The sequence below is a fragment of the Klebsiella africana genome, from assembly GCF_020526085.1.
Lineage (GTDB): Bacteria > Pseudomonadota > Gammaproteobacteria > Enterobacterales > Enterobacteriaceae > Klebsiella > Klebsiella africana.
The window spans coordinates 4,219,350-4,245,131 of record NZ_CP084874.1 but is presented as its reverse complement, the minus strand read 5'-3'; the positions used below and the strand labels follow the sequence as shown (position 1 = coordinate 4,245,131).

Below are 25,782 nucleotides of genomic sequence, written 5' to 3'. Positions count from 1 at the left end.
TTTCCATTCACTAAAAAAAATACGTCACCCTTTATCGTTTGGATTGAGGGCCGCTGTCAACCGTTGTTGCACTTCTTGTTGCAGCTCATTATTAAGGGCACGCCGGTCGGCGGTGGCGATTATAAATAAATCTTCTACTCGCTCACCAATTGTCGTAATTCGCGCTCCGTGAAGCGATATGCCGAGGTCGGCGAACACCTGGCCGACACGCGCGAGCAGCCCGGGCTGGTCGAGCGCAATCAGCTCCAGAAACGATTTTCGGTCGGTATGGGTCGGCAGGAAATTCACCTCGGTGTCTACGGAAAAATGGCGTAACTTTGCCGCCTGACGACGCGGGGCCGGAGGCTGCCAGCTGCGCTGAGTGATGGTCTGCTCCAGACCCTGGCGGATTGCCTCGTGGCGGTCGGCGGATAGCGGACTGCCATCGGGTTCGAGGACGATAAAGGTATCCATCGCCATACCGTCGCGGGTGGTGAAGATCTGCGCGTCGTGGACGCTGAGGTTGCGACGGTCAAGTTCGCCACACACCGCGGCGAACAGGTAAGGGCGATCCGGGCTCCAGATAAAAATCTCCGTTCCGCCACGGGTGGCCTGCGAGCTCAGCAGGATCATCGGCTTATTCAGATCATGACGCAGCAGGTTGCGGGCGTGCCAGGCGAGCTGCGTCGGCGTATGTCGCACGAAATAGTTGGCGCGGCAGCGGTTCCAGATCTGGTGCAGCGCCTCTTCATTAATATTGTCCATCCGCAGCAGGGCCAGCGCCTGTAGCTGATGGTGGCGCACCCGTTCGCGCATGTCCGGGGTGCTTTGCATGCCGCGGCGCAGCTGTTTTTCAGTGGCGAAATAGAGCTCGCGCAGCAGGCTCTGCTTCCAGCTGTTCCACAGGGTTTCGTTAGTGGCGCAGATATCGGCGACGGTCAGACACACCAGATAGCGCAGACGATTTTCCGTTTGCACCTCCTCGGCGAATTGCTTAATCACCTCCGGATCCTGAATATCGCGCCGCTGGGCGGTGACCGACATCAGCAGATGATGGCGTACCAGCCAGGCGACCAGCTGCGTTTCGCGGGAGTTCAGCCCGTGCAGCTCGGCAAACTTCAGCACATCCTGCGCGCCGAGGATCGAGTGGTCGCCGCCGCGCCCTTTGGCGATGTCGTGGAACAGGGCAGCGATTAAGATAAGCTCCGGGTGCGTTAAGCGCGGCCACAGCTCCACGCACAGCGGGTGGCGGCTGCGGGTCTCTTCTTTGGCAAAGCTCTCAAGCTTGAGCATCACCCGGATAGTGTGTTCATCGACGGTATAGGCGTGAAACAGGTCGAACTGCATCTGGCCGACGATATGCGACCACTGCGGCATATAGGCCCACAGCACGCTGTGACGGTGCATCGGCAGTAGCCCACGGCTTACCGCCCCCTGGTGGCGCAGCATGCTAAGAAAGAGCGTGCGCGCCTCCGGGATATAGCACAGCGGCTGGGTCAGATGGCGGCGGGCGTGGCGCAGATGGCGCAACGTTGTGGAGTAGATGCCGGTGATAGTGCTGTTGCGCACCATCATATAAAACATGCGCAGAATGGCCTGTGGTTCGCGAATAAACAGCGTGTCGTCACGCAGATCGATAAGGGTGCCGCGCAGCTGGAAATCATCATCGATCGGGCGTGGTTTTTCATCCTCGGTCAGGGCGAGGATAGCCTCCTCAAACAGCTGAAGCAGCATCTGATTCAGCTCGCTCACCCGGCGGGTAACGCGGAAGAAGTCCTTCATCATGTGTTCAATCGGCTGGTTGCCGTCGCCTTCATAGCCGAGCCGGCGGGCCACGCTGAGCTGGCGGTCGAAAAGCAGACGGTTGTCATAGCGTGTGAGTTCGAGATGCAGCGCGAAACGGATGCGCCACAGCTGATGCAGACACTCATTGAGTTCATTGCGCTCGGCTTCGGTCAGAAAGCCGAAGCCGACCATCTCATCCATTGAGGTGGCGCCGAAATGGCGGCGAGCCACCCACTGTAGCGTATGGATATCGCGCAAGCCGCCGGGGCTGCTTTTCACGTCCGGCTCGAGGTTATAGCTGGTGCCATGATAGCGCTGATGACGGACGTTCTGCTCTTCGACCTTGGCGGCGAAGAACTTTTCCGATGGCCAAAAGCCGTCGCTAAAAATATGTTTTTGCAGTTCAAGGAACAGCGCGACGTCGCCGATCAGCAGGCGCGATTCGATTAAGTTGGTGGCAACGGTCAGATCCGAGAGACCTTCCAGCAGGCACTCTTCGAGGGTGCGTACGCTGTGGCCCACCTCCAGCTTGACGTCCCACAGCAGGGTGAGCAGTTCGCCGACTTTTTGCGCCTGGTCGTCCGGCAGTTTTTTACGACTGAGGATCAGCAGGTCGACGTCTGAGAGCGGGTGCAGCTCGCCGCGGCCATAGCCGCCGACGGCGACCAGCGCCAGATCGCCGACGGATTCAAAACCGTAGGCGATCCATAGCCGCTGTAGCAGCTGGTCAATAAATTCAGTGCGCGCCGCAATGAGCTGCTCCGCGGCGATGCCGGAGTCAAACGCCTCGCCCAGCCAGTGCTGGAAGGTATCGATGTGCGCCTTGATTGCGGCACAGTTCAGATCGCCCTGCGGCCAGCTCACCGGATGTTCCGGCGGGACGAGCAGAAGAGGGCAGGCTGTGTCAGGTAATGAGTTGCTCATCGCGTCACCATAAGAAAAAACTATCTAATAAAAAAGCCGGCGGGCGCCGGCTTTTCATCATTCATCGTGCGAGATTATCGCCGGGATGGTGTCATCCTTGCGTAGCGTCAGAATTTCGCAGCCGTTGTCAGTCACCACAATAGTATGCTCATACTGCGCAGACAAGCTCCGGTCTTTGGTTTTCACCGTCCAGCCGTCTTTCATGCTGCGGATCTCTTTTTTACCGGCGTTGACCATCGGCTCGATGGTAAAGGTCATGCCTGGTTTGAGCACAACGTTGGTCTCCGGCGAGTCGTAGTGCAGCACCTGTGGCTCTTCATGGAAGCCGCGGCCGATACCGTGACCACAGTATTCGCGAACCACGGAAAAACCTTCCGCTTCCACATATTTTTGAATAGCCGCGCCGATGGTGCGCAGGTTGATCCCCGGCTTCACCATTTTCAGCGCCAGGTACAGGCTTTCCTGAGTGATACGGCACAGGCGCTCGCCGAGAATCGTCGGTTTGCCGACGATAAACATTTTGGAGGTATCGCCATGGAAATCATCTTTAATGACCGTCACGTCGATGTTAACGATATCGCCGTCTTTGAGCAGTTTGCCGTCATCAGGAATGCCGTGGCAGACCACTTCGTTGACCGAAATGCAGACGGATTTCGGATAACCATGGTAGCCGAGGCAGGCGGAGATGGCCTTCTGCTCGTTAACGATGTAGTCGTTACAGATGCGGTCCAGCTCGCCGGTGCTCACGCCCGGTTTCACCCAGGGTTCAATCATTTCCAGCACTTCAGCGGCCAGGCGGCCGGCAACGCGCATTTTTTCAATGTCTTCAGGTGTCTTGATAGAGATAGCCATGGAATATGTCCAGCAGTGTCGATTTTTTCGACAATAATAGAGTAAGTCTTGTCAATGGTAACAGTCCGGGCAGGCTGGTGCCAAATTGAGAATCATTAACAGCACGACACGTCAACAAGAGTTGGTGTCTGGCAGGGTTTTGTGGTATAAAGCGCGCCGGACTTCCGTTCCATCTCAGATACACAAGGATGGACGTAAGCGACATAGCTCACTTTGTGTAATAACACACACGTATCGGCACATATTCCGGGGTGCCCTTCGGGGTCGGTAATATGGGATACGTGGAGGCATAACCCCAATTTAATCTATAGAGGTTTTAAACATGGCAACTGTTTCCATGCGCGACATGCTCAAGGCTGGTGTTCACTTCGGTCACCAGACCCGTTACTGGAACCCGAAAATGAAGCCGTTCATCTTCGGTGCGCGTAACAAAGTTCACATCATCAACCTTGAGAAAACCGTACCGATGTTCAACGAAGCGCTGGCTGAACTGAACAAGATCGCTGCTCGTAAAGGTAAAATCCTTTTCGTTGGTACTAAGCGCGCTGCAAGCGAAGCGGTAAAAGACGCTGCTAACAGCTGCGACCAGTTCTTCGTGAACCATCGCTGGCTGGGCGGTATGCTGACTAACTGGAAAACCGTTCGTCAGTCCATCAAACGTCTGAAAGACCTGGAAACTCAGTCCCAGGACGGTACTTTCGACAAGCTGACCAAAAAAGAAGCGCTGATGCGTACTCGTGAGCTGGACAAGCTGGAAAACAGCCTGGGCGGTATCAAAGATATGGGCGGCCTGCCGGACGCACTGTTCGTTATCGACGCTGACCACGAGCACATCGCTATCAAAGAAGCAAACAACCTGGGTATCCCGGTATTTGCTATCGTTGATACCAACTCTGATCCGGACGGCGTTGACTTCGTTATCCCGGGTAACGACGATGCAATCCGCGCAGTAAGCCTGTACCTGGGCGCTGTGGCTGCTACCGTTCGTGAAGGTCGCTCTCAGGACCTGGCTTCTCAGGCGGAAGAAAGCTTCGTAGAAGCTGAATAATAAGGTTTAAGCCCTTATTAGTACCGTGTATGAATAGGGGCCCATTATCGGCCCCTTTTTTCAATTTACGCTGTTTGGCCTCTGGCCGGGCAGTATCCACATCTCCCGAGGATTTTAGAATGGCTGAAATTACCGCTTCCCTGGTAAAAGAGCTGCGCGAACGTACTGGCGCAGGCATGATGGATTGCAAAAAAGCGCTGACTGAAGCGAATGGCGACATCGAGCTGGCAATCGAAAACATGCGTAAATCCGGCGCGATCAAAGCGGCGAAGAAAGCAGGCAACGTGGCTGCTGACGGCGTGATCAAAACCAAAATCGAAGGTAACTACGGTTACATTCTGGAAGTTAACTGCCAGACTGACTTCGTTGCTAAAGATGGTGGTTTCCAGGCATTTGCTGACAAAGTACTGGACGCGGCTGTTGCGGGTAAAATCTCTGACGTTGAAGTTCTGAAAGCACAGTTCGAAGAAGAACGTGTTGCCCTGGTTGCTAAAATCGGTGAGAACATCAACATCCGTCGTATCGCAGTTCTGGAAGGCGACGTTCTGGGCAGCTACCAGCACGGTGCGCGCATCGGCGTTCTGGTTGCCGCTAAAGGCGCTGACGAAGAGCTGGTTAAGCAGCTGGCAATGCACGTTGCAGCAAGCAAGCCGGAATTCGTTAAGCCGGAAGACGTGTCTGCTGACGTGGTAGAAAAAGAGTACCAGGTTCAGCTGGACATCGCGATGCAGTCCGGTAAGCCGAAAGAAATCGCAGAGAAAATGGTTGAAGGCCGCATGAAGAAATTCACCGGCGAAGTTTCTCTGACTGGTCAGCCTTTCGTTATGGAGCCGAGCAAATCTGTTGGTCAGCTGCTGAAAGAGCACAACGCTGACGTGACTGGCTTCATCCGCTTTGAAGTGGGCGAAGGTATCGAGAAAGTTGAGACTGACTTTGCAGCAGAAGTTGCTGCGATGTCCAAGCAGTCTTAATTTTTAAAAAAAGGAGCCGCCTGAGGGCGGCTTCTTTTTGCGCCCATTTTGTAAATTCAGCCAACGGCTTATAGTGGCCGCGCTGAAATGCGACATACAATGTCGCCGGAATTCTCACATCTCATTCGTTGACAGTCTCAGGAAAGAAACATGGCTACCAATGCAAAACCCGTCTACAAACGTATTCTGCTGAAATTAAGTGGCGAAGCGCTGCAGGGCTCAGAAGGCTTCGGTATTGATGCAAGCATACTTGACCGCATGGCTCAGGAGATCAAAGAGCTGGTTGAGCTGGGTATTCAGGTTGGCGTAGTAATTGGTGGCGGTAACCTGTTCCGTGGTGCTGGTCTGGCGAAAGCGGGTATGAACCGCGTTGTGGGCGACCACATGGGCATGCTGGCAACGGTCATGAATGGCCTCGCGATGCGTGATGCGCTCCACCGCGCCTATGTGAACGCTCGTCTGATGTCCGCCATCCCGCTGAACGGTGTGTGCGATAACTACAGCTGGGCAGAGGCGATCAGCCTGCTGCGTAACAACCGCGTGGTGATCCTGTCCGCGGGTACCGGCAACCCGTTCTTTACCACCGACTCCGCAGCTTGCCTGCGCGGTATTGAAATTGAAGCCGATGTGGTGCTGAAAGCGACCAAGGTTGATGGCGTATTCACCGCCGACCCGGCAAAAGATCCTTCTGCCACCATGTACGATCAGCTGACCTACAGCGAAGTGCTGGATAAAGAGCTGAAAGTGATGGATCTGGCGGCCTTTACCCTGGCGCGCGACCACAAACTGCCGATTCGCGTCTTTAACATGAACAAACCTGGCGCGCTGCGTCGCGTGGTGATGGGCGAAAAAGAAGGCACATTGATCACGGAATAATTCCCGTCAGCGCCAAATCCGGGTAATATTCCGCTTTACTTTCGCGGGGATATTGCCCGGTGATTTTCATTAAATCTGACTATACTTAGCTCATTTTCCGACGGGCAACCGTCTGGTCTGACTGAGACAAGCTTTCAAGGATTCGTAACGTGATTAGCGATATCAGAAAAGATGCTGAAATCCGCATGGAAAAATGCGTCGAAGCATTCAAAAACCAAATCAGCAAAATTCGCACGGGTCGTGCTTCTCCGAGCCTGCTGGACGGGATTGTTGTTGAATACTATGGTACTCCGACCCCGCTGCGCCAGCTGGCCAGCGTCACCGTCGAAGACTCCCGTACCCTGAAAATCAACGTCTTTGACCGCTCTATGTCCGCCGCCGTTGAAAAAGCGATCATGGCCTCTGACCTCGGTCTGAACCCAAGTTCTGCCGGCAGCGATATTCGTGTTCCTCTGCCGCCGCTGACCGAAGAGCGCCGTAAAGATCTGACCAAGATCGTCCGTGGCGAAGCTGAGCAGGCGCGTGTTGCTGTGCGCAACGTTCGCCGCGACGCCAACGATAAAGTCAAAGCGCTGCTGAAAGAAAAAGAGATCAGCGAAGATGACGATCGCCGTTCTCAGGACGACGTGCAGAAAATGACTGACGCCGCCATCAAAAAAGTTGACGCGGCGCTGGCAGACAAAGAAGCGGAACTGATGCAGTTCTGATGCTCTGCCGTTGCTCGGGCTGGGTACTGACTGGTCTGAGTAAAATCTGAAACGCCGTACAGGAGACTGTACGCTCAATTCTCGGGATTGCGTTGAGAAGGCTGGCCTTGTAGCCTTTAGCGCTAGTTGAAGGCCTAATGCCGTCGTCTTTTCCCCGAGAGTGGTAGCGTAGGGGCTCGCTGGCGGCGTTTTGCTTTTTATTCTGTTTCCACTCTTCTGGACGTTTCATGAAGCAATTAACCGTTCTCGGTTCGACCGGATCCATTGGCTGTAGCACGCTGGATGTGGTGCGCCATAACCCTGGTCGCTTTTCCATCGCCGCGCTGGTCGCGGGGAAAAACGTTGACCGTATGGTTGAACAATGCCTGGAATTTACCCCGCGTTACGCCGTGATGGATGATGCGCAAAGCGCCGAGCGCTTGCGCACCCGTCTGCATGAGCATGGCTGCCATACGGAGGTGCTGAGCGGCCAGCAGGCGGCGGCCGAGGTCGCCGCGCTGGATGACGTCGATCAGGTCATGGCGGCCATCGTCGGCGCGGCGGGACTGGTACCGACGCTGGCGGCGATCCGCGCCGGCAAAACGGTGCTGTTAGCGAATAAAGAATCGCTGGTGACCTGCGGTCGCCTGTTCATGGAGGCGGTCCAGCGGTCAGGCGCGCGACTGCTGCCGGTGGATAGCGAACATAACGCGATTTTTCAGAGTATGCCGGAGACAATTCAGCAGCAACTGGGATACGCTGATCTCGCACAGCATGGCGTTTCGTCAATCCTGCTGACCGGCTCCGGCGGGCCCTTCCGCGAGACCGCCGTGGCTGAACTGGCGGCGATGACGCCGGATCAGGCCTGCCGCCATCCAAACTGGTCAATGGGACGTAAGATCTCCGTCGACTCAGCCACGATGATGAATAAAGGCCTGGAGTACATTGAAGCGCGCTGGCTGTTCAATGCCTCTGCACAGCAGATGGAAGTGCTGATCCACCCGCAGTCGGTGATCCACTCGATGGTTCGCTATCAGGACGGCAGCGTGCTGGCGCAGCTTGGGGAGCCGGATATGCGCACGCCTATCGCGCATACCATGGGCTGGCCGCAGCGGCTGAATTCCGGCGTTAAGCCGCTGGACTTCTGCCAGTTGAGCAATCTGAGCTTCTCCGCGCCAGACTATACGCGCTACCCCTGCCTGAAGCTGGCGATGGACGCGTTTGAGGTCGGCCAGGCGGCAACCACCTCGCTGAATGCGGCCAATGAAGAGTCGGTTGCGGCGTTTCTGCATGGCGATATCCGCTTTACCGATATTGCGGCGGTTAACCAGGCCGTGCTGGACAAGATGAACCTGGAAGAGCCGCAAAGCATTGATGATGTTCTGGTTATCGACGCTGATGCCCGCGCGGTTGCTCACCAGCAGCTAAAGCGGTGGAGCGCACAGGCGTAACGCGGTGATATTTGTGGGCGCAAGGCTTCGGTGATATAGTCTGCGCCACCCGATCGTTGCATTTTGTTGTTAAAGATTACGGTGGCCGTGGCAAAACACGGCTTTTTTGCGTAAAGCTTTTGGTTGTTCTCTGCGATTGGCTGCAGCCCCGGCATCGGATAAAAATGCGTATCCAGCGCGGCCCGGTGGCCTCTGTTTGGTGGCTAGTTAATCCTTATTATGGACTTAAAACGCGTGATGTTGTCTGCTAATCAAACTGTCAGCGAAATATCGCCCACCCATGGCTGCCGTCATGTCGCCATTATTATGGATGGCAACGGCCGTTGGGCGAAAAGGCAAGGTAAAATTCGCGCTTTCGGGCATAAGGCCGGTGCGAAATCCGTACGTCGTGCGGTTTCCTTCGCGGCGAATAATGGGATTGAGGCGTTAACGTTATACGCGTTCAGCAGTGAAAACTGGAATCGTCCTGCGCAGGAAGTCAGTGCGCTGATGGAGCTTTTCGTCTGGGCGCTGGATAGCGAAGTCAAAAGTCTGCATCGACACAATGTGCGTTTGCGGATTATTGGCGACACCACGCGCTTCAATGCGCGCCTGCAGGAGCGTATCCGCAAAGCGGAAGCGCTGACCGCAAACAATACCGGCTTGACGCTGAACATTGCGGCAAATTACGGCGGCCGCTGGGATATTACCCAGGGCGTTCGTCTGCTGGCGAAACAGGTACAGGACGGGACGCTGCTGCCTGAGCAGATCACAGAGGACATGCTGAGTCAGCAGGTCTGCATGCATGAACTGGCTCCCGTTGATTTAGTTATTAGGACCGGGGGAGAGCACCGAATAAGTAACTTTCTGATTTGGCAAATTGCCTATGCCGAACTTTACTTTACGGATGTTCTTTGGCCCGATTTTGCTGAACAGGACTTTGAAGGTGCACTCCATGCCTTTGTTAATCGAGAGCGTCGTTTCGGCGGCACTGAGCCGGGTGGCAGTCATGCCTGATGGGGGTCACTTTTGCTGAAGTATCGCCTGATATCTGCTTTCGTCTTAATCCCCGTCGTCATTGCGGCATTGTTTTTATTGCCGCCGATGGGCTTTGCTATCGTCACCCTGGTCGTGTGTATGCTCGCCGCCTGGGAGTGGGGACAACTGAGCGGTTTCACCTCGACGTCGCAGCGGGTTTGGTTGGCGGTACTCTGCGGCCTTCTGCTGGCGGCGATGCTTTTTCTGCTGCCTGAATACCATTATGACGTCCATCAACCGATGGTCGAAGGGTCGCTATGGGCCTCTTTCGCCTGGTGGATCGTCGCGCTGTTGCTGGTGCTTTCTTACCCGGCGTCAGCGGCCTTCTGGCGTCATTCTAAAGTGCTGCGCCTGATCTTTGGCATCCTGACCATCGTGCCGTTTTTCTGGGGTATGCTGGCGCTGCGCGCCTGGCACTATACTGATAACCATTACAGCGGTGCGCTGTGGCTGCTGTACGTCATGATCCTGGTCTGGGGTGCGGACTCCGGCGCCTATATGTTTGGCAAAATGTTCGGTAAGCATAAGCTGGCGCCGAAGGTTTCTCCGGGAAAAACCTGGCAGGGCTTTTTTGGCGGTTTGCTGACCGCGGCGGTGATCTCCTGGGCCTACGGAGTGTGGGCGCACCTTGACGTCACGCCGACGGTGCTGCTGGTTTGTTCGGTAGTAGCTGCTCTGGCTTCGGTATTGGGCGACTTGACGGAAAGTATGTTTAAGCGCGAGGCCGGCATTAAGGATAGCGGGCACTTGATTCCCGGACACGGTGGTATTCTTGATCGTATCGACAGCCTGACGGCGGCGGTGCCGGTCTTTGCCTGTCTGCTACTGTTAGTCTTCAGGACGATTTGACGGAAGGTAATATGCTGAGCGTGCTCTGGAATCTGGCGGCTTTTATCATTGCGCTTGGCGTACTGATTACGGTGCATGAGTTTGGCCATTTTTGGGTGGCGCGCCGCTGCGGTATCCGGGTTGAGCGTTTTTCTATCGGCTTCGGTAAAGCGCTGTGGCGGCGGATGGATAAGCAGGGCACAGAGTTCGTCATCGCCCTGATTCCGCTGGGCGGCTACGTCAAGATGCTGGATGAGCGTGTTGAAGCAGTTGCGCCGGAGATGCGTCACTACGCTTTCAACAATAAAACCGTCGGTCAGCGTGCGGCGGTGATTGCCGCCGGCCCCATCGCTAACTTCATTTTCGCTATCTTTGCTTACTGGCTGGTGTTCATCATCGGCGTTCCCGGCGTGCGGCCGGTGGTGGGTGAAATAACGCCCAATTCGGTTGCCGCGCAAGCACAAATTGCAAAAGGAACGGAACTTAAAGCGATAGATGGTATCGAAACGCCTGATTGGGATGCGGTGCGTATGCAGCTGGTCGCCAAAATCGGCAACCCGCAAACAATACTTACCGTCGCCCCTTTCGGGACTAATCAGCGCCAGGATAAAATCGTCGATCTGCGGCACTGGGCCTTTGAGCCCGACAAGCAAGATCCCGTGACGTCACTGGGGATCCAGCCGCGCAGCGCGCAGATTGATACAGTGCTGGCGGAAGTCCAGGCGGGTTCGGCAGCCCAGAAAGCGGGTTTGCAAGCGGGCGACCGGATCGTTAAAGTCGATGGTCAACCGTTAACGCAGTGGATGACGTTTGTTAATCTAGTGCGCGATAATCCGGGCAAAGCGCTGGCGCTGGAGATTGAACGGCAGGGAAGTGCGCTGCCGTTAACCCTGACGCCGGATGCGAAAACGGTGAAAGGTAAGGCTGAAGGGTTTGCAGGGGTGGTGCCAAAGGTCATCCCGCTGCCTGAAGAATACAAGACTGTACGTCAGTACGGACCGTTTGCCGCCATCGCTGAAGCCACGGATAAAACCTGGCAGCTGATGTCACTGACGGTCAGGATGCTGGGTAAATTGATAACCGGTGATGTCAAACTGAACAACCTCAGTGGGCCGATCTCTATCGCTCAGGGGGCTGGAATGTCAGCGGAGTTTGGGTTGATTTATTATCTGATGTTCCTTGCGCTGATTAGCGTGAACCTCGGAATTATCAACCTGTTCCCACTACCCGTACTGGATGGGGGACATCTGCTGTTTTTAGCGATTGAAAAGCTGAAGGGCGGGCCGGTATCCGAGCGAGTTCAAGACTTTAGTTATCGCATTGGCTCAATACTGCTGGTGCTGTTAATGGGGCTTGCACTTTTCAATGATTTCTCTCGGTTATAAGAGAGTTTGTTAGGAAGAACGCATAATAACGATGGCGATGAAAAAGTTGCTCATAGCGTCGCTGCTGTTTAGCAGCGCGACTGTATACGGTGCTGAAGGGTTCGTGGTGAAGGACATTCATTTCGAAGGCTTGCAGCGTGTCGCTGTTGGTGCGGCCCTCCTCAGTATGCCAGTGCGTCCTGGCGATACGGTGACCGACGATGATATCAGTAACACTATCCGCGCGCTGTTTGCCACTGGCAACTTCGAGGACGTTCGCGTCCTGCGCGATGGTGATACCCTGCTGGTGCAGGTGAAAGAGCGTCCGACGATCGCCAGCATCACCTTCTCCGGCAACAAGTCGGTGAAAGATGACATGCTCAAGCAGAACCTTGAGGCCTCTGGCGTTCGGGTGGGCGAGTCGCTTGACCGCACGACCATCGCGGATATCGAGAAGGGTCTCGAGGATTTCTACTACAGCGTTGGTAAATACAGCGCCAGCGTCAAAGCGGTCGTTACGCCGCTGCCGCGTAACCGTGTCGACCTGAAGCTGGTCTTCCAGGAAGGCGTCTCCGCAAAAATTCAGCAGATCAACATCGTCGGCAACCATGCGTTTTCGACCGATGAGCTGATCTCCCACTTCCAGCTGCGCGATGAAGTACCGTGGTGGAACGTGGTCGGCGACCGTAAATACCAGAAGCAGAAGCTGGCGGGCGACCTTGAAACCCTGCGCAGCTACTACCTGGATCGCGGCTATGCCCGTTTCAACATCGATTCTACCCAGGTCAGCCTGACGCCAGATAAGAAAGGGATCTACATCACCGTCAACATCACCGAAGGCGATCAGTACAAGTTTTCCGGAGTGCAGGTGACGGGCAACCTCGCCGGCCATTCCGCGGAAATCGAAGCGCTGACCAAAGTCGAGCCGGGTGAACTGTATAACGGCGCGAAAGTGACCAAGATGGAAAACGACATCAAGAAACTGTTGGGTCGTTATGGTTACGCCTACCCGCGCGTACAGTCGCAGCCGGAGATTAACGACAGCGATAAAACCGTTAAGCTGCACGTTAACGTCGACGCGGGCAACCGCTATTACGTGCGTAAAATTCGCTTCGAAGGCAACGACACCTCCAAAGACGCCGTTCTGCGCCGCGAAATGCGCCAGATGGAAGGCGCGTGGCTGGGCAGCGACCTCGTCGATCAGGGTAAAGACCGTCTCAACCGTTTAGGCTTCTTCGAAACGGTGGATACCGATACCCAGCGCGTACCGGGCAGCCCGGACCAGGTCGACGTTGTCTACAAGGTGAAAGAGCGTAACACCGGTAGCTTCAACTTCGGTATCGGCTACGGCACCGAGAGCGGCGTCAGCTTCCAGGCGGGCGTTCAGCAGGATAACTGGTTAGGTACTGGCTATGCGGTCGGGATCAACGGTACCAAAAACGACTACCAGACCTATACCGAGCTGTCGGTGACCAACCCGTACTTCACCGTAGACGGTGTGAGCCTCGGCGGTCGTATCTTCTATAATGACTTTGATGCGAACGATGCGGATCTGTCTGACTATACCAACAAAAGCTATGGTACAGACGTTACGCTGGGCTTCCCGATCAACGAATACAACACGCTGCGCGCCGGCGTCGGGTATGTGCATAACTCCCTGTCCAATATGCAGCCGCAGGTGGCGATGTGGCGTTACCTGAACTCAATGGGCCAGTATCCGGACAATACCAACGACCGGAACTCGTTCAGTGCGAATGACTTCACCTTCAACTACGGTTGGACCTATAACAAGCTTGACCGCGGCTTCTTCCCAACGGAAGGTTCGCGCGTCAACCTGAACGGTAAGGTGACCATTCCGGGTTCAGACAACGAATACTACAAAGCGACGCTGGATACCGCCACCTATGTGCCGATCGACAACGATCACCAGTGGGTAGTGCTGGGTCGTACCCGCTTTGGCTATGGCGATGGTATCGGCGGCAAAGAGATGCCGTTCTATGAGAACTTCTATGCTGGTGGTTCCAGCACCGTGCGTGGCTTCCAGTCGAACACCATTGGTCCGAAGGCGGTGTACTTCCCGTCGAGCAGCCGTCATGATGGCGATAGCGGTTATACCAATGACTGTAAGAGCACCGAATCCGCACCGTGTAAATCCGATGATGCGGTTGGCGGTAACGCGATGGCGGTGGCCAGCCTGGAGCTGATTACCCCGACGCCGTTTATTAGTGACAAATATGCGAACTCGGTCCGTACTTCCGTCTTCTGGGATATGGGTACCGTATGGGATACTCACTGGGATTCGAACGCCTATGGCGGTTACCCGGATTACAGTGATCCGAGCAACATCCGTATGTCTGCGGGTATTGCCGTGCAGTGGATGTCGCCGTTGGGGCCGTTGGTCTTCTCCTACGCCCAACCGTTCAAAAAGTACGATGGAGACAAAGCCGAACAGTTCCAGTTTAACATTGGTAAAACCTGGTAATTGTTGGCGGCAACGGAATGCAAGTGCAGTATAGCGCTGACTGTAGGCGATAACGTGGTTATCGCCTCGCCACGCAAATAACGGTACCCCTGGGTACTCATGGGATGGTAAGGAGTTTATTGTGAAAAAGTGGTTATTAGCTGCAGGTCTGGGTTTGGCAATGGTAACTTCCGCTCAGGCGGCAGATAAAATTGCCCTGGTGAACATGAACAGCCTGTTCCAACAGGTTGCCCAGAAAACTGGCGTTTCCAACACGCTGGAAAACGAGTTCAAAGGCCGCGCTAGCGAACTGCAGCGTATGGAAGGCGACCTGCAGTCCAAAATGCAGCGTCTGCAGTCCATGAAGCCGGGCGCCGATCGTACCAAACTGGAAAAAGACGTGATGGCTCAGCGCCAGACCTTCTCCCAGAAAGCGCAGGCGTTTGAGCAGGATCGCGCACGTCGTTCCAACGAAGAGCGTGGCAAACTGGTTACCCGTATCCAGACTGCCGTACAGAGCGTAGCGAAAGATCAGAGCATCGATCTGGTGGTTGACGCGAATGCCGTTGCATACAACAGCAGCGATGTAAAAGACATCACCGCTGATGTGCTGAAACAGGTTAAATAAGTAATGCCTTCAATTCGACTGGCTGATCTCGCGCAGCAGTTGGATGCAGAATTACACGGTGATGGCGATATCGTCATCACCGGCGTTGCGTCCATGCAGAGCGCGAAAACGGGCCAAATCACTTTCATGGTCAACCCTAAGTACCGTGAGCACCTGGCCGCTTGCCAGGCTTCTGCCGTTGTAATGACGCAGGATGATTTACCTTTTGCCCATAGCGCCGCACTGGTAGTGCGTAACCCCTACCTGACCTACGCGCGCATGGCTCAAATTCTTGATACCACGCCGCAGCCGGCACAGGATATCGCGCCGAGCGCGGTCATCGATCCGTCGGCGAAGCTGGGTAACAACGTCGCCATCGGCGCCAACGCCGTTATCGAATCCGGTGTTGTACTGGGCGATAACGTGGTGATCGGCGCAGGCTGCTTCGTTGGGAAAAATACGAAAATAGGCGCCGGCTCGCGTTTGTGGGCCAATGTGACCGTTTATCATGAGATTGAGATCGGCGAAAATTGCCTGATCCAGTCCAGCACGGTGATCGGCGCGGATGGCTTCGGCTACGCTAACGATCGTGGTAACTGGGTGAAGATCCCGCAGCTGGGCCGCGTCATTATTGGCGATCGCGTAGAGATCGGTGCCTGCACCACGATTGACCGTGGTGCGCTGGACGATACCGTGATTGGCAACGGCGTTATCATTGATAACCAGTGCCAGATTGCGCATAACGTGGTGATTGGCGACAATACCGCGGTTGCCGGCGGTGTCATCATGGCGGGCAGCCTGAAAATTGGCCGCTACTGCATGATTGGCGGTGCCAGCGTGATTAACGGCCATATGGAAATCTGCGATAAGGTCACCGTCACGGGGATGGGGATGGTGATGCGTCCTATCAGCGAACCTGGCGTATACTCCTCCGGTATTCCGCTGCAGCCGAACAAGGCGTGGCGTAAAACCGCTGCGCTGGTGATGAATATTGACGAGATGAGCAAGCGCCTTAAAGCGATTGAGCGCAAGGTTAATCAACAAGACTAATTCATCATTTGGTCACATGACATTTCCGGCCTGTTGCATTCGCTAAAAGATTGCCGCAGGCCGTGTTATTATTGCCTTTTAGTAAATTTAGACAGGAAGAGTATTTTGACTACTGACACTCATACTCTGCACATTGAAGAGATTCTGGAACTTCTGCCTCACCGTTACCCGTTCCTGCTGGTAGACCGCGTGCTGGATTTTGAAGAAGGTCGTTTTCTGCGCGCAGTAAAAAATGTTTCTGTAAACGAGCCGTTTTTCCAGGGGCACTTCCCTGGTAAGCCGATTTTGCCGGGCGTGCTGATTCTGGAAGCAATGGCGCAGGCCACCGGGATTCTGGCATTTAAAAGCGTCGGAAAACTGGAACCAGGCGAGCTGTACTACTTCGCGGGTATCGATGAAGCACGCTTCAAACGCCCGGTAGTACCAGGCGATCAGATGATTATGGAAGTCACTTTCGAGAAAACCCGCCGCGGCCTGACCCGTTTCAAAGGCGTTGCGCTGGTTGACGGTAAAGTGGTTTGCGAAGCGACGATGATGTGTGCGCGTAGCCGGGAGGCCTGATACGTGATTGATAAAACCGCTTTTGTTCATCCTACCGCCATTGTAGAAGAAGGCGCCGTGATTGGCGCTAACGTCCACATTGGTCCGTTTTGTATTGTTGGCGCTAACGTCGAAATCGGCGAAGGCACCGTGCTGAAGTCTCACGTTGTCGTTAACGGTCACACCAAAATCGGCCGTGACAATGAGATCTATCAGTTCGCTTCCATCGGTGAAGTTAACCAGGATCTGAAATATGCTGGCGAACCGACCCGGGTGGAAATTGGCGATCGCAACCGCATTCGCGAAAGCGTCACCATTCATCGCGGCACAGTACAGGGCGGTGGATTAACAAAGGTGGGCAACGATAACCTGCTGATGATCAACGCCCACGTGGCGCACGATTGTACGCTTGGCGATCGCTGCATTCTGGCCAATAACGCGACGCTCGCGGGCCATGTTTCGCTGGATGATTATGTCATTATCGGCGGCATGACGGCGGTGCACCAGTTCTGCGTCATTGGCTCACACGTTATGGTTGGCGGCTGTTCCGGCGTGGCGCAGGACGTTCCGCCGTTCGTAATTGCCCAGGGCAACCATGCGACGCCGTTCGGCGTCAACATCGAAGGCCTGAAACGCCGCGGCTTCAGCCGGGAAGCAATCACCGCGATCCGCAACGCGTATAAGCTGCTGTACCGCAGCGGCAAAACGCTGGAAGAAGCCAAACCGGAAATCGCCGAGCTGGCCGCTCAGCATCCTGAAGTTCAGCCGTTTGTCGATTTCTTCGCTCGTTCTACCCGCGGCTTGATTCGGTAATGGCTGAATCGCGTCCCCTGACGATTGCCCTGGTCGCCGGAGAAACCTCCGGCGATATTCTAGGTGCAGGCCTCATCCGCGCTCTCAAAGCCCGCATCCCGAATGCGCGCTTTGTTGGCGTGGCGGGGCCGCTAATGCAGGCGGAAGGGTGTGAAGCCTGGTATGAAATGGAAGAGCTGGCGGTGATGGGCATTGTTGAAGTGCTCGGTCGCCTGCGTCGCTTACTCCATATTCGCGCCGATTTGACCCGCCGTTTTGGCGAGCTGCGCCCTGATGTCTTCGTCGGCATCGACGCCCCTGACTTCAATATTACCCTCGAAGGGAATCTGAAAAAGCAGGGCATCAAAACGATTCACTATGTCAGCCCGTCGGTCTGGGCCTGGCGACAAAAACGCGTTTTCAAAATCGGCAGAGCGACTGACCTGGTGCTGGCTTTTCTGCCTTTCGAAAAAGCGTTTTATGACAAATTCAACGTCCCCTGCCGCTTTATCGGCCATACCATGGCGGATGCGATGCCGCTGGATCCTGACAAAGGCGCTGCGCGCGACCGGTTAGGGATCCCGCACAGTGTGCGTTGCCTCGCTCTGCTGCCCGGCAGTCGCGGCGCGGAAGTCGAAATGCTCAGCGCGGACTTTCTGAAAACCGCTCAGCTTCTGCGCGCCACTTATCCCGATCTGCAGGTGGTGGTGCCGCTGGTTAATGCTAAACGGCGGGAGCAGTTTGAGCGAATCAAAGCTGAGACGGCGCCGGATATGATCGTGCATCTGCTGGACGGTCAGGCGCGCGATGCGATGATCGCCAGCGACGCCGCATTGCTGGCCTCCGGGACGGCAGCGCTGGAGTGTATGCTGGCGAAATGTCCGATGGTGGTGGGCTACCGGATGAAGCCGTTCACCTTCTGGCTGGCGAAGCGGTTGGTAAAAACCGACTACGTCTCGTTACCGAACCTGCTGGCCGGTCGCGAGCTGGTCAAAGAGCTGCTGCAGGATGAGTGCGAGCCCCAGGCGCTGGCAGCCGCTCTTGAGCCGCTGCTGGCCGATGGCAAAACCAGCCATGAGATGCATGAGACGTTTCGCGCGCTGCATCAGCAGATCCGCTGCAACGCCGATGAGCAGGCGGCGGACGCCGTACTGGAGTTAGCAAAACAATGATGGAGTTCATCTACCCGCATACCCATCTGGTTGCCGGCGTCGATGAGGTTGGGCGTGGCCCCCTGGTCGGCGCGGTGGTGACCGCGGCGGTGATCCTTGATCCGGCGAAGCCGATTATGGGTCTGAATGATTCCAAAAAACTTAGCGAGAAGCGTCGTCTGGCGCTGTACGATGAGATTAAAGAGAAAGCGCTGTGCTGGAGTCTGGGCCGCGCCGAGCCGCACGAAATCGACGAGCTGAATATTCTGCACGCCACCATGCTGGCAATGCAGCGTGCCGTCGCCGGCCTGAGCATCGTTCCTGAGTTTGTCCTGATCGACGGCAACCGCTGCCCCTCGCTGCCGATGCCCTCCCTGGCAGTCGTTAAAGGCGACAGCCGGGTGGCAGAAATCAGCGCAGCGTCTATTCTGGCAAAAGTCACTCGTGACGCCGAAATGGCCACGCTGGATCTTGCATTTCCCCACTACGGATTTGCCCAGCATAAAGGCTATCCCACTGCTGTTCACCTGCAGAAGCTGCAGGAACACGGCGCAACAGAGCATCACCGGCGCAGTTTTGGCCCGGTGAAGCGTGCCCTGGGCCTGGCGTCCAACTAAGTCACCGGGATCTAAAGATGGCTGAACCACGTTTCGTACACCTGCGGGTGCACAGCGACTATTCCATGATCGATGGGCTGGCAAAGACCGGGCCGCTGGTGAAGAAGGCGGCCTCGCTTGGCATGCCAGCGCTGGCGATCACTGATTTCACTAACCTGTGTGGGCTGGTGAAGTTCTACGGGACGGGACACGGCGCGGGCATTAAGCCGATCGTCGGCGCCGACTTCCACGTGCAGTGCGACCTGCTCGGTGACGAATTTACCGAGCTGACGGTGCTGGCGGCGAACAACACCGGCTACCAGAACCTGACTCTGCTGATTTCCCGTGCCTATCAGCGCGGCTATGGCGCGCTTGGCCCATGGATCGACCGCGACTGGCTGGTGGAACATCAGGAAGGGCTAATTCTGCTTTCCGGCGGCCGGAAAGGCGACGTCGGCGTCAGCCTGATCCGCGGCAATATGCCGCTGGTTGAACAGTGCGTCGCTTTCTATGAAGAGCATTTCCCGGACCGCTATTTTCTGGAGCTGATCCGTACCGGTCGTCAGGATGAAGAGAGCTATCTTCATGCCGCCGTGGCGCTGGCGGAAGCGCGCGGCCTGCCGGTGGTGGCGACCAACGATGTCCGCTTCCTTGAAACCGGCGACTTCGACGCCCACGAAATCCGCGTAGCCATTCACGACGGCTTCACCCTCGACGATCCAAAACGGCCGCGCAATTACTCGCCGCAGCAATATATGCGCAGTGAGGAGGAGATGTGCGAGCTGTTCGCCGACATCCCGGAAGCGCTGGCGAACAGCGTTGAAATTGCCAAGCGCTGCAACGTCACCGTGCGGCTTGGCGAATATTTCCTGCCGCAGTTCCCGACCGGCGATATGACCACCGAAGATTTCCTGGTCATGAAATCGAAAGAGGGTCTGGAAGAGCGTCTGGCGTTTCTGTTCCCGGATCCGGAAGTGCGCGCGCAGCGTCGCCCGGAGTACGACGAACGTCTGGATATCGAGCTCCAGGTTATCAACCAGATGGGGTTCCCGGGCTACTTCCTGATCGTGATGGAGTTTATCCAGTGGTCGAAGGATAACGGCGTGCCGGTTGGCCCGGGACGCGGTTCCGGCGCCGGTTCGCTGGTGGCCTACGCGCTGAAGATCACCGATCTTGACCCGCTGGAGTTCGACCTGCTGTTCGAACGTTTCCTTAACCCGGAGCGTGTCTCGATGCCCGACTTCGACGTCGACTTCTGCATGGAGAAACGCGACCAGGTTATCGAGCATGTGGCGGATATGTACGGCCGCGACGCGGTATCGCAGATCATTACCTTTGGTACCATGGCGGCGAAGGCGGTTATCCGCGACGTGGGGCGTGTGCTGGGTCACCCGTACGGCTTCGTCGACCGTATTTCCAAGCTGGTGCCGCCCGATCCGGGCATGACGCTGGCGAAAGCCTTTGAGGCCGAACCGCAGCTGCCGGAAATCTACGAAGCGGACGAAGAAGTTAAAGCGCTGATCGACATGGCGCGTAAGCTGGAAGGGGTAACGCGAAACGCCGGTAAACACGCTGGTGGGGTGGTTATTGCTCCGACTAAAATCACTGACTTCGCGCCGCTGTATTGCGATGAGCAGGGGCTGCATCCGGTCACCCAGTTTGACAAAAACGACGTGGAATACGCCGGGCTGGTGAAATTCGACTTCCTCGGTCTGCGTACGCTCACTATCATTAACTGGGCGCTGGAGATGATTAACAAGCGCCGTGAGAAGAACGGCGAAGGGCCGTTGGATATCGCCGCTATCCCGTTGGATGACAAGAAAAGCTTCGACATGCTGCAGCGCTCGGAAACCACCGCGGTGTTCCAGCTTGAATCGCGCGGCATGAAAGATCTGATTAAGCGTCTGCAGCCTGACTGCTTCGAAGATATGATCGCGCTGGTGGCCCTGTTCCGCCCGGGTCCGCTGCAGTCGGGGATGGTAGATAACTTTATCGACCGTAAGCACGGTCGTGAAGAGATCTCTTATCCGGACGTGCAGTGGCAGCATGAAAGCCTGAAACCGGTGCTGGAGCCGACCTACGGCATCATCCTGTATCAGGAACAAGTCATGCAGATCGCCCAGGTGCTGTCCGGATATACCCTCGGCGGCGCGGATATGCTGCGTCGTGCAATGGGTAAGAAAAAGCCGGAGGAGATGGCCAAGCAGCGTTCTATCTTTGAAGATGGGGCGAAGAAAAACGGCGTTGACGGCGAACTGGCGATGAAAATCTTCGACCTGGTGGAGAAATTCGCCGGGTACGGATTTAACAAATCGCACTCCGCCGCCTACGCGCTGGTCTCCTACCAGACGCTGTGGCTCAAGGCGCACTATCCGGCCGAGTTTATGGCGGCGGTGATGACCGCCGATATGGATAACACCGAGAAGGTAGTGGGCCTGGTGGATGAATGCTGGCGCATGGGGCTGAAAATTTTGCCCCCGGATATTAACTCCGGCCTGTACCATTTCCACGTCAACGACGATGGCGAGATCGTCTACGGTATCGGTGCCATCAAGGGCGTCGGCGAAGGGCCGATCGAAGCGATTATTGAGGCGCGCAACAATGGCGGCTATTTCCGCGAGCTGTTCGACCTCTGCGCGCGAACCGATATTAAAAAGCTCAACCGCCGGGTGCTGGAAAAGCTGATTATGTCCGGGGCGTTCGATCGACTCGGCCCACATCGCGCGGCGCTGATGAATTCGCTGGGCGATGCGCTGAAAGCCGCCGACCAGCACGCGAAAGCCGAGGCCATCGGCCAGGCTGATATGTTCGGCGTGCTGGCGGAAGAGCCCGAGCAGATTGAGCAATCCTACGCCAGCTGCCAGCCATGGCCTGAGCAGATGGTGCTGGATGGTGAAAGGGAGACCCTGGGGCTATACCTCACCGGACACCCGATTAACCAGTATCTGAAAGAGATTGAGCGCTACGTCGGCGGCGTGCGGCTCAAAGACATGCATCCGACCGAACGTGGGAAAGTCACCACGGCGGCGGGGCTGGTGATTGCGGCGCGGGTAATGGTCACCAAGCGCGGCAATCGTATCGGCATCTGTACCCTGGATGACCGTTCCGGGCGGCTGGAAGTGATGTTATTCACCGACGCGCTGGATAAATATCAGCAGTTGCTGGAAAAAGACCGCATACTTATCGTCAGCGGACAGGTCAGCTTTGATGACTTTAGCGGGGGGCTTAAAATGACCGCCCGTGAAGTCATGGACATTGACGAAGCCCGGGAAAAATATGCTCGCGGGCTTGCTATCTCGCTGACGGACAGGCAAATTGATGACCAGCTTTTAAACCGACTCCGTCAGTCTCTGGAACCCCACCGTTCGGGAACCATTCCAGTGCACCTCTACTATCAGAGGGCGGATGCACGCGCGCGGTTGCGTTTCGGCGCAACATGGCGCGTCTCTCCGAGCGATCGTTTACTTAACGATCTGCGGGGCCTTATCGGCTCGGAGCAGGTGGAACTGGAGTTTGACTAATACAGGAATACTATGAGTCTGAATTTCCTAGATTTTGAACAGCCGATTGCAGAGCTGGAAGCGAAAATCGATTCCCTGACTGCGGTAAGCCGTCAGGATGAGAAACTGGATATTAACATCGACGAAGAAGTGCATCGTCTGCGCGAGAAAAGCGTAGAGCTGACGCGCAAAATCTTCGCCGATCTCGGTGCATGGCAGGTTGCGCAACTGGCGCGCCACCCGCGCCGTCCTTACACCCTGGATTATGTCCGCCTGGCGTTCGACGAATTCGACGAACTGGCCGGTGACCGCGCCTTCGCTGACGATAAAGCGATTGTCGGCGGTATCGCGCGTCTTGATGGTCGTCCGGTGATGATCATCGGCCACCAGAAAGGTCGTGAAACCAAAGAGAAGATCCGCCGCAACTTTGGGATGCCGGCGCCGGAAGGCTACCGCAAAGCGCTGCGCCTGATGGAGATGGCTGAGCGGTTCAAAATGCCGATTATCACCTTTATCGACACCCCGGGGGCCTACCCGGGCGTCGGCGCGGAAGAGCGCGGCCAGTCGGAAGCGATCGCTCGCAACCTGCGTGAGATGTCGCGTCTGAGCGTGCCGGTCATCTGCACCGTGATCGGTGAAGGCGGCTCCGGCGGCGCGCTGGCAATCGGCGTGGGCGACAAGGTCAATATGCTGCAGTACAGCACCTATTCGGTCATTTCGCCGGAAGGCTGTGCCTCTATTCTGTGGAAGAGCGCGGATAAAGCGCCGCTGGCTGCGGAAGCGATGGGCATTATCGCCCCGCGTCTGAAAGAGCTGAAGCTGATCGATTCTATCGTTCCGGAACCGCTGGGCGGCGCTCACCGCAACCCGGAAGCGATGGCGGCAAGCCTGAAGGCGCAGCTGCTGGCAGACCTGGCCGATCTCGATCTGCTCAGCGAAGAAGAGCTGCTGAACCGCCGCTATCAGCGTCTGATGAGCTACGGTTACGCTTAACTTTTTCGTCAGAACTAAACACTAAGGGCCGGATTTTCCGGCCCTTTTTTTATGTGCGATGCGCCCGGGGGATTGCTATGATGCTTGACTTAGGTGAATACCAGGAGGAAAGCGTGAATATCATCGCCATCATGGGGCCTCACGGCGTCTATCACAAAGATGAGCCGATCAAAGAACTGGAAGCGGCGCTGCAGCGCCAGGGCTTTCAGACCATCTGGCCGCAAAACAGCGCCGACCTGCTGCAGTTTATCGAGCACAACCCGCGCATCTGCGGCGTGATCTTCGACTGGGATGAATACAGCGTCGATCTGTGCAGCGATATCAATCAGCTCAATGAATACCTTCCTCTGTACGCCTTTATTAACGCCCACTCCACGATGGACGTCAGCAGTCAGGATCTGCGCATGACGCTGTGGTTCTTCGAATATGCGCTGGGACTCTCTGAAGAGATCGCCACCCGCATCGGGCAGTACACCCGCGAGTACCTGGAGAATATCACTCCGCCATTTACCCGCGCGCTGTTTAACTACGTGCAGGAGGGAAAATATACCTTCTGTACGCCGGGCCATATGGGCGGTAGCGCCTATCAGAAAAGCCCGGTGGGCTGCCTGTTTTATGATTTTTTCGGCGGCAATACGCTGAAGGCGGATGTCTCGATTTCGGTCACTGAACTGGGCTCCCTGCTGGATCATACCGGCCCGCATCTGGAGGCGGAGGAGTATATTGCCCGCGCCTTTGGCGCTGAACAGAGCTACATGGTGACCAACGGCACCTCGACGTCCAACAAAATTGTCGGTATGTACTCGGCGCCCGCCGGCAGCACGCTGCTGATTGACCGTAACTGTCACAAATCGCTGGCTCACCTGCTGATGATGAGCGATGTGGTTCCCCTGTGGCTGAAGCCGACCCGCAACGCGCTGGGGATCCTCGGCGGTATCCCCCGGCGCGAGTTCACCCGCGACAGCATTCAACAGAAAGTGCGCGACACAGGTGGAGCGCAGTGGCCCGTGCATGCGGTGATCACCAACTCTACCTACGATGGACTGCTCTACAACACCACCTGGCTTAAGGAGACGCTCGACGTCCCGTCGATCCATTTTGATTCTGCCTGGGTGCCGTACACCCATTTCCATCCGATATATCAGGGGAAAAGCGGCATGAGCGGGGAGCGGATCCCCGGAAAAGTCATCTTCGAGACGCAGTCGACGCATAAGATGCTGGCCGCGCTGTCGCAGGCCTCGCTGATCCACATTAAGGGCAACTATGATGAAGAGACCTTTAATGAAGCCTTTATGATGCATACCTCGACCTCGCCGAGCTACCCCATCGTCGCGTCGATTGAGACCGCGGCGGCGATGCTGCGCGGTAACTCCGGTAAACGTCTGATCCAGCGCTCCATTGAGCGGGCGCTGGACTTCCGCAAAGAGGTGCAGCGACTGCGTGAGGAGTCGGATGGCTGGTTCTTTGATATCTGGCAGCCGGAAGCCGTGGATAAAGCCGAGTGCTGGCCGGTAGCGCCGGGCGAGGACTGGCACGGCTTCAAAGATGCCGATGCGGATCATATGTATCTCGATCCGGTGAAGGTCACCATTCTAACGCCGGGCATGGACGAGCAGGGGAATATGGATGAAGAGGGGATCCCGGCGGCGCTGGTGGCGAAGTTTCTCGACGAGCGGGGCGTGGTGGTAGAGAAAACAGGCCCCTACAATCTGCTGTTTCTGTTCAGTATCGGCATCGATAAAACCCGGGCGATGGGGTTGCTGCGCGGCCTGACCGAGTTTAAGCGCGCCTACGATCTCAATCTGCGGGTCAAAAATATGTTGCCGGATCTGTACGCCGAAGATCCCGACTTCTACCGCAACATGCGGATCCAGGAGCTGGCGCAGGGGATCCACCGTTTGATCCGTCAGCACCAGCTGCCGCAGCTGATGCTTAGCGCCTTTGACGTCCTGCCGGAAATGAAAATGACGCCGCACCACGCCTGGCAGCGCCAGATCAAAGGTGAGGTAGAAACCATTGAACTGGAGAACCTGGTGGGGCGGATTTCGGCCAACATGATCCTCCCTTATCCGCCGGGTGTCCCGCTGCTGATGCCGGGAGAGATGATCACGGAGGAAAGCCGGGCGGTGCTCGATTTCCTGCTGATGCTCTGCTCCATCGGCCGTCATTACCCGGGGTTTGAGACCGATATTCACGGGGCGAAGCGCGATGAGGACGGCGTGTATCGGGTACGAGTCTTAAAAAATGACGAAAGGCTTGCGCGTTAACGGCGTGCACGAGTAACGTGGCTGGCTTAACAGAAGGAGTTTGA

General features: G+C 56.2%; 20 protein-coding genes. 18 read left to right on the top strand and 2 right to left on the bottom strand.

The window, feature by feature from the left end:
• Positions 1–24: 24 nt before the first annotated feature.
• Complete coding sequence (gene glnD / locus LGL98_RS20515; RefSeq protein ID WP_136029070.1) at positions 25–2,688, bottom strand: bifunctional uridylyltransferase/uridylyl-removing protein GlnD; 2,664 nt, start codon at positions 2,686–2,688, stop codon at positions 25–27.
• Between the two features lie 57 nt (positions 2,689–2,745).
• Complete coding sequence (gene map / locus LGL98_RS20510) at positions 2,746–3,540, bottom strand: type I methionyl aminopeptidase (RefSeq protein WP_136029072.1); 795 nt, start codon at positions 3,538–3,540, stop codon at positions 2,746–2,748.
• 322 nt (positions 3,541–3,862) lie between these two features.
• On the opposite strand from map, the gene rpsB reads away from it, so the two are divergent.
• The 18 genes from rpsB (at position 3,863) to LGL98_RS20420 (ending at position 25,738) form a co-directional block, all read left to right on the top strand.
• Positions 3,863–4,588, top strand: coding sequence for a 30S ribosomal protein S2 (gene rpsB, locus LGL98_RS20505; RefSeq protein WP_025712341.1), 726 nt, complete (start codon positions 3,863–3,865; stop codon positions 4,586–4,588).
• A 119-nt stretch (positions 4,589–4,707) separates the two neighbouring features.
• Positions 4,708–5,559, top strand: a complete 852-nt coding sequence (gene tsf, locus LGL98_RS20500; RefSeq protein WP_025712342.1) for a translation elongation factor Ts — start codon at positions 4,708–4,710, stop codon at positions 5,557–5,559.
• A 150-nt stretch (positions 5,560–5,709) separates the two neighbouring features.
• The gene (gene pyrH, locus LGL98_RS20495; RefSeq protein ID WP_004098747.1) at positions 5,710–6,435 is read left to right on the top strand and encodes a UMP kinase; all 726 of its coding nucleotides are present in this window, start codon (positions 5,710–5,712) and stop codon (positions 6,433–6,435) included.
• A 149-nt stretch (positions 6,436–6,584) separates the two neighbouring features.
• Complete coding sequence (gene frr, locus LGL98_RS20490; protein WP_002889308.1) at positions 6,585–7,142, top strand: ribosome recycling factor; 558 nt, start codon at positions 6,585–6,587, stop codon at positions 7,140–7,142.
• 227 nt (positions 7,143–7,369) lie between these two features.
• Entirely contained in the window at positions 7,370–8,572 is a 1,203-nt protein-coding gene (gene ispC, locus LGL98_RS20485; protein WP_136029074.1) for a 1-deoxy-D-xylulose-5-phosphate reductoisomerase, read from the top strand.
• A 237-nt stretch (positions 8,573–8,809) separates the two neighbouring features.
• Positions 8,810–9,568 carry a (2E,6E)-farnesyl-diphosphate-specific ditrans,polycis-undecaprenyl-diphosphate synthase gene (ispU, locus tag LGL98_RS20480; RefSeq protein ID WP_002889316.1) on the top strand — a complete coding sequence of 253 codons (759 nt, stop codon included), beginning with the start codon at positions 8,810–8,812 and terminating at the stop codon, positions 9,566–9,568.
• Positions 9,569–9,580: 12 nt separating this feature from the next.
• The gene (gene cdsA / locus LGL98_RS20475) at positions 9,581–10,438 is read left to right on the top strand and encodes a phosphatidate cytidylyltransferase (RefSeq protein WP_023292047.1); all 858 of its coding nucleotides are present in this window, start codon (positions 9,581–9,583) and stop codon (positions 10,436–10,438) included.
• 11 nt (positions 10,439–10,449) lie between these two features.
• Positions 10,450–11,802: a sigma E protease regulator RseP gene (rseP, locus tag LGL98_RS20470; RefSeq protein WP_136029078.1), complete on the top strand. Its 1,353-nt coding sequence runs from the start codon at positions 10,450–10,452 to the stop codon at positions 11,800–11,802.
• 31 nt (positions 11,803–11,833) lie between these two features.
• Positions 11,834–14,263 (top strand): outer membrane protein assembly factor BamA, encoded by a 2,430-nt coding sequence (gene bamA, locus LGL98_RS20465; protein WP_025712348.1) that lies wholly within the window; start codon positions 11,834–11,836, stop codon positions 14,261–14,263.
• A gap of 121 nt (positions 14,264–14,384) precedes the next feature.
• The gene (gene skp, locus LGL98_RS20460; protein WP_002889325.1) at positions 14,385–14,870 is read left to right on the top strand and encodes a molecular chaperone Skp; all 486 of its coding nucleotides are present in this window, start codon (positions 14,385–14,387) and stop codon (positions 14,868–14,870) included.
• Between the two features lie 3 nt (positions 14,871–14,873).
• Positions 14,874–15,899 carry a UDP-3-O-(3-hydroxymyristoyl)glucosamine N-acyltransferase gene (lpxD, locus tag LGL98_RS20455; RefSeq protein ID WP_080924768.1) on the top strand — a complete coding sequence of 342 codons (1,026 nt, stop codon included), beginning with the start codon at positions 14,874–14,876 and terminating at the stop codon, positions 15,897–15,899.
• Positions 15,900–16,004: 105 nt separating this feature from the next.
• Positions 16,005–16,460, top strand: coding sequence for a 3-hydroxyacyl-ACP dehydratase FabZ (fabZ, locus tag LGL98_RS20450; RefSeq protein WP_004145858.1), 456 nt, complete (start codon positions 16,005–16,007; stop codon positions 16,458–16,460).
• Positions 16,461–16,463: 3 nt separating this feature from the next.
• Positions 16,464–17,252, top strand: a complete 789-nt coding sequence (gene lpxA / locus LGL98_RS20445) for an acyl-ACP--UDP-N-acetylglucosamine O-acyltransferase (RefSeq protein WP_004178647.1) — start codon at positions 16,464–16,466, stop codon at positions 17,250–17,252.
• Entirely contained in the window at positions 17,252–18,403 is a 1,152-nt protein-coding gene (gene lpxB / locus LGL98_RS20440; RefSeq protein ID WP_136029080.1) for a lipid-A-disaccharide synthase, read from the top strand. The genes lpxA and lpxB overlap by 1 nt, the downstream gene beginning before the upstream one ends.
• The gene (gene rnhB, locus LGL98_RS20435) at positions 18,400–18,999 is read left to right on the top strand and encodes a ribonuclease HII (protein WP_025712352.1); all 600 of its coding nucleotides are present in this window, start codon (positions 18,400–18,402) and stop codon (positions 18,997–18,999) included. The genes lpxB and rnhB overlap by 4 nt, the downstream gene beginning before the upstream one ends.
• Before the next feature lie 17 nt (positions 19,000–19,016).
• Positions 19,017–22,499, top strand: coding sequence for a DNA polymerase III subunit alpha (gene dnaE / locus LGL98_RS20430; protein WP_136029082.1), 3,483 nt, complete (start codon positions 19,017–19,019; stop codon positions 22,497–22,499).
• 12 nt (positions 22,500–22,511) lie between these two features.
• The gene (gene accA, locus LGL98_RS20425; protein WP_004145855.1) at positions 22,512–23,471 is read left to right on the top strand and encodes an acetyl-CoA carboxylase carboxyl transferase subunit alpha; all 960 of its coding nucleotides are present in this window, start codon (positions 22,512–22,514) and stop codon (positions 23,469–23,471) included.
• Between the two features lie 113 nt (positions 23,472–23,584).
• Positions 23,585–25,738: a lysine decarboxylase LdcC gene (locus LGL98_RS20420; protein WP_136029104.1), complete on the top strand. Its 2,154-nt coding sequence runs from the start codon at positions 23,585–23,587 to the stop codon at positions 25,736–25,738.
• Positions 25,739–25,782: the final 44 nt, after the last annotated feature.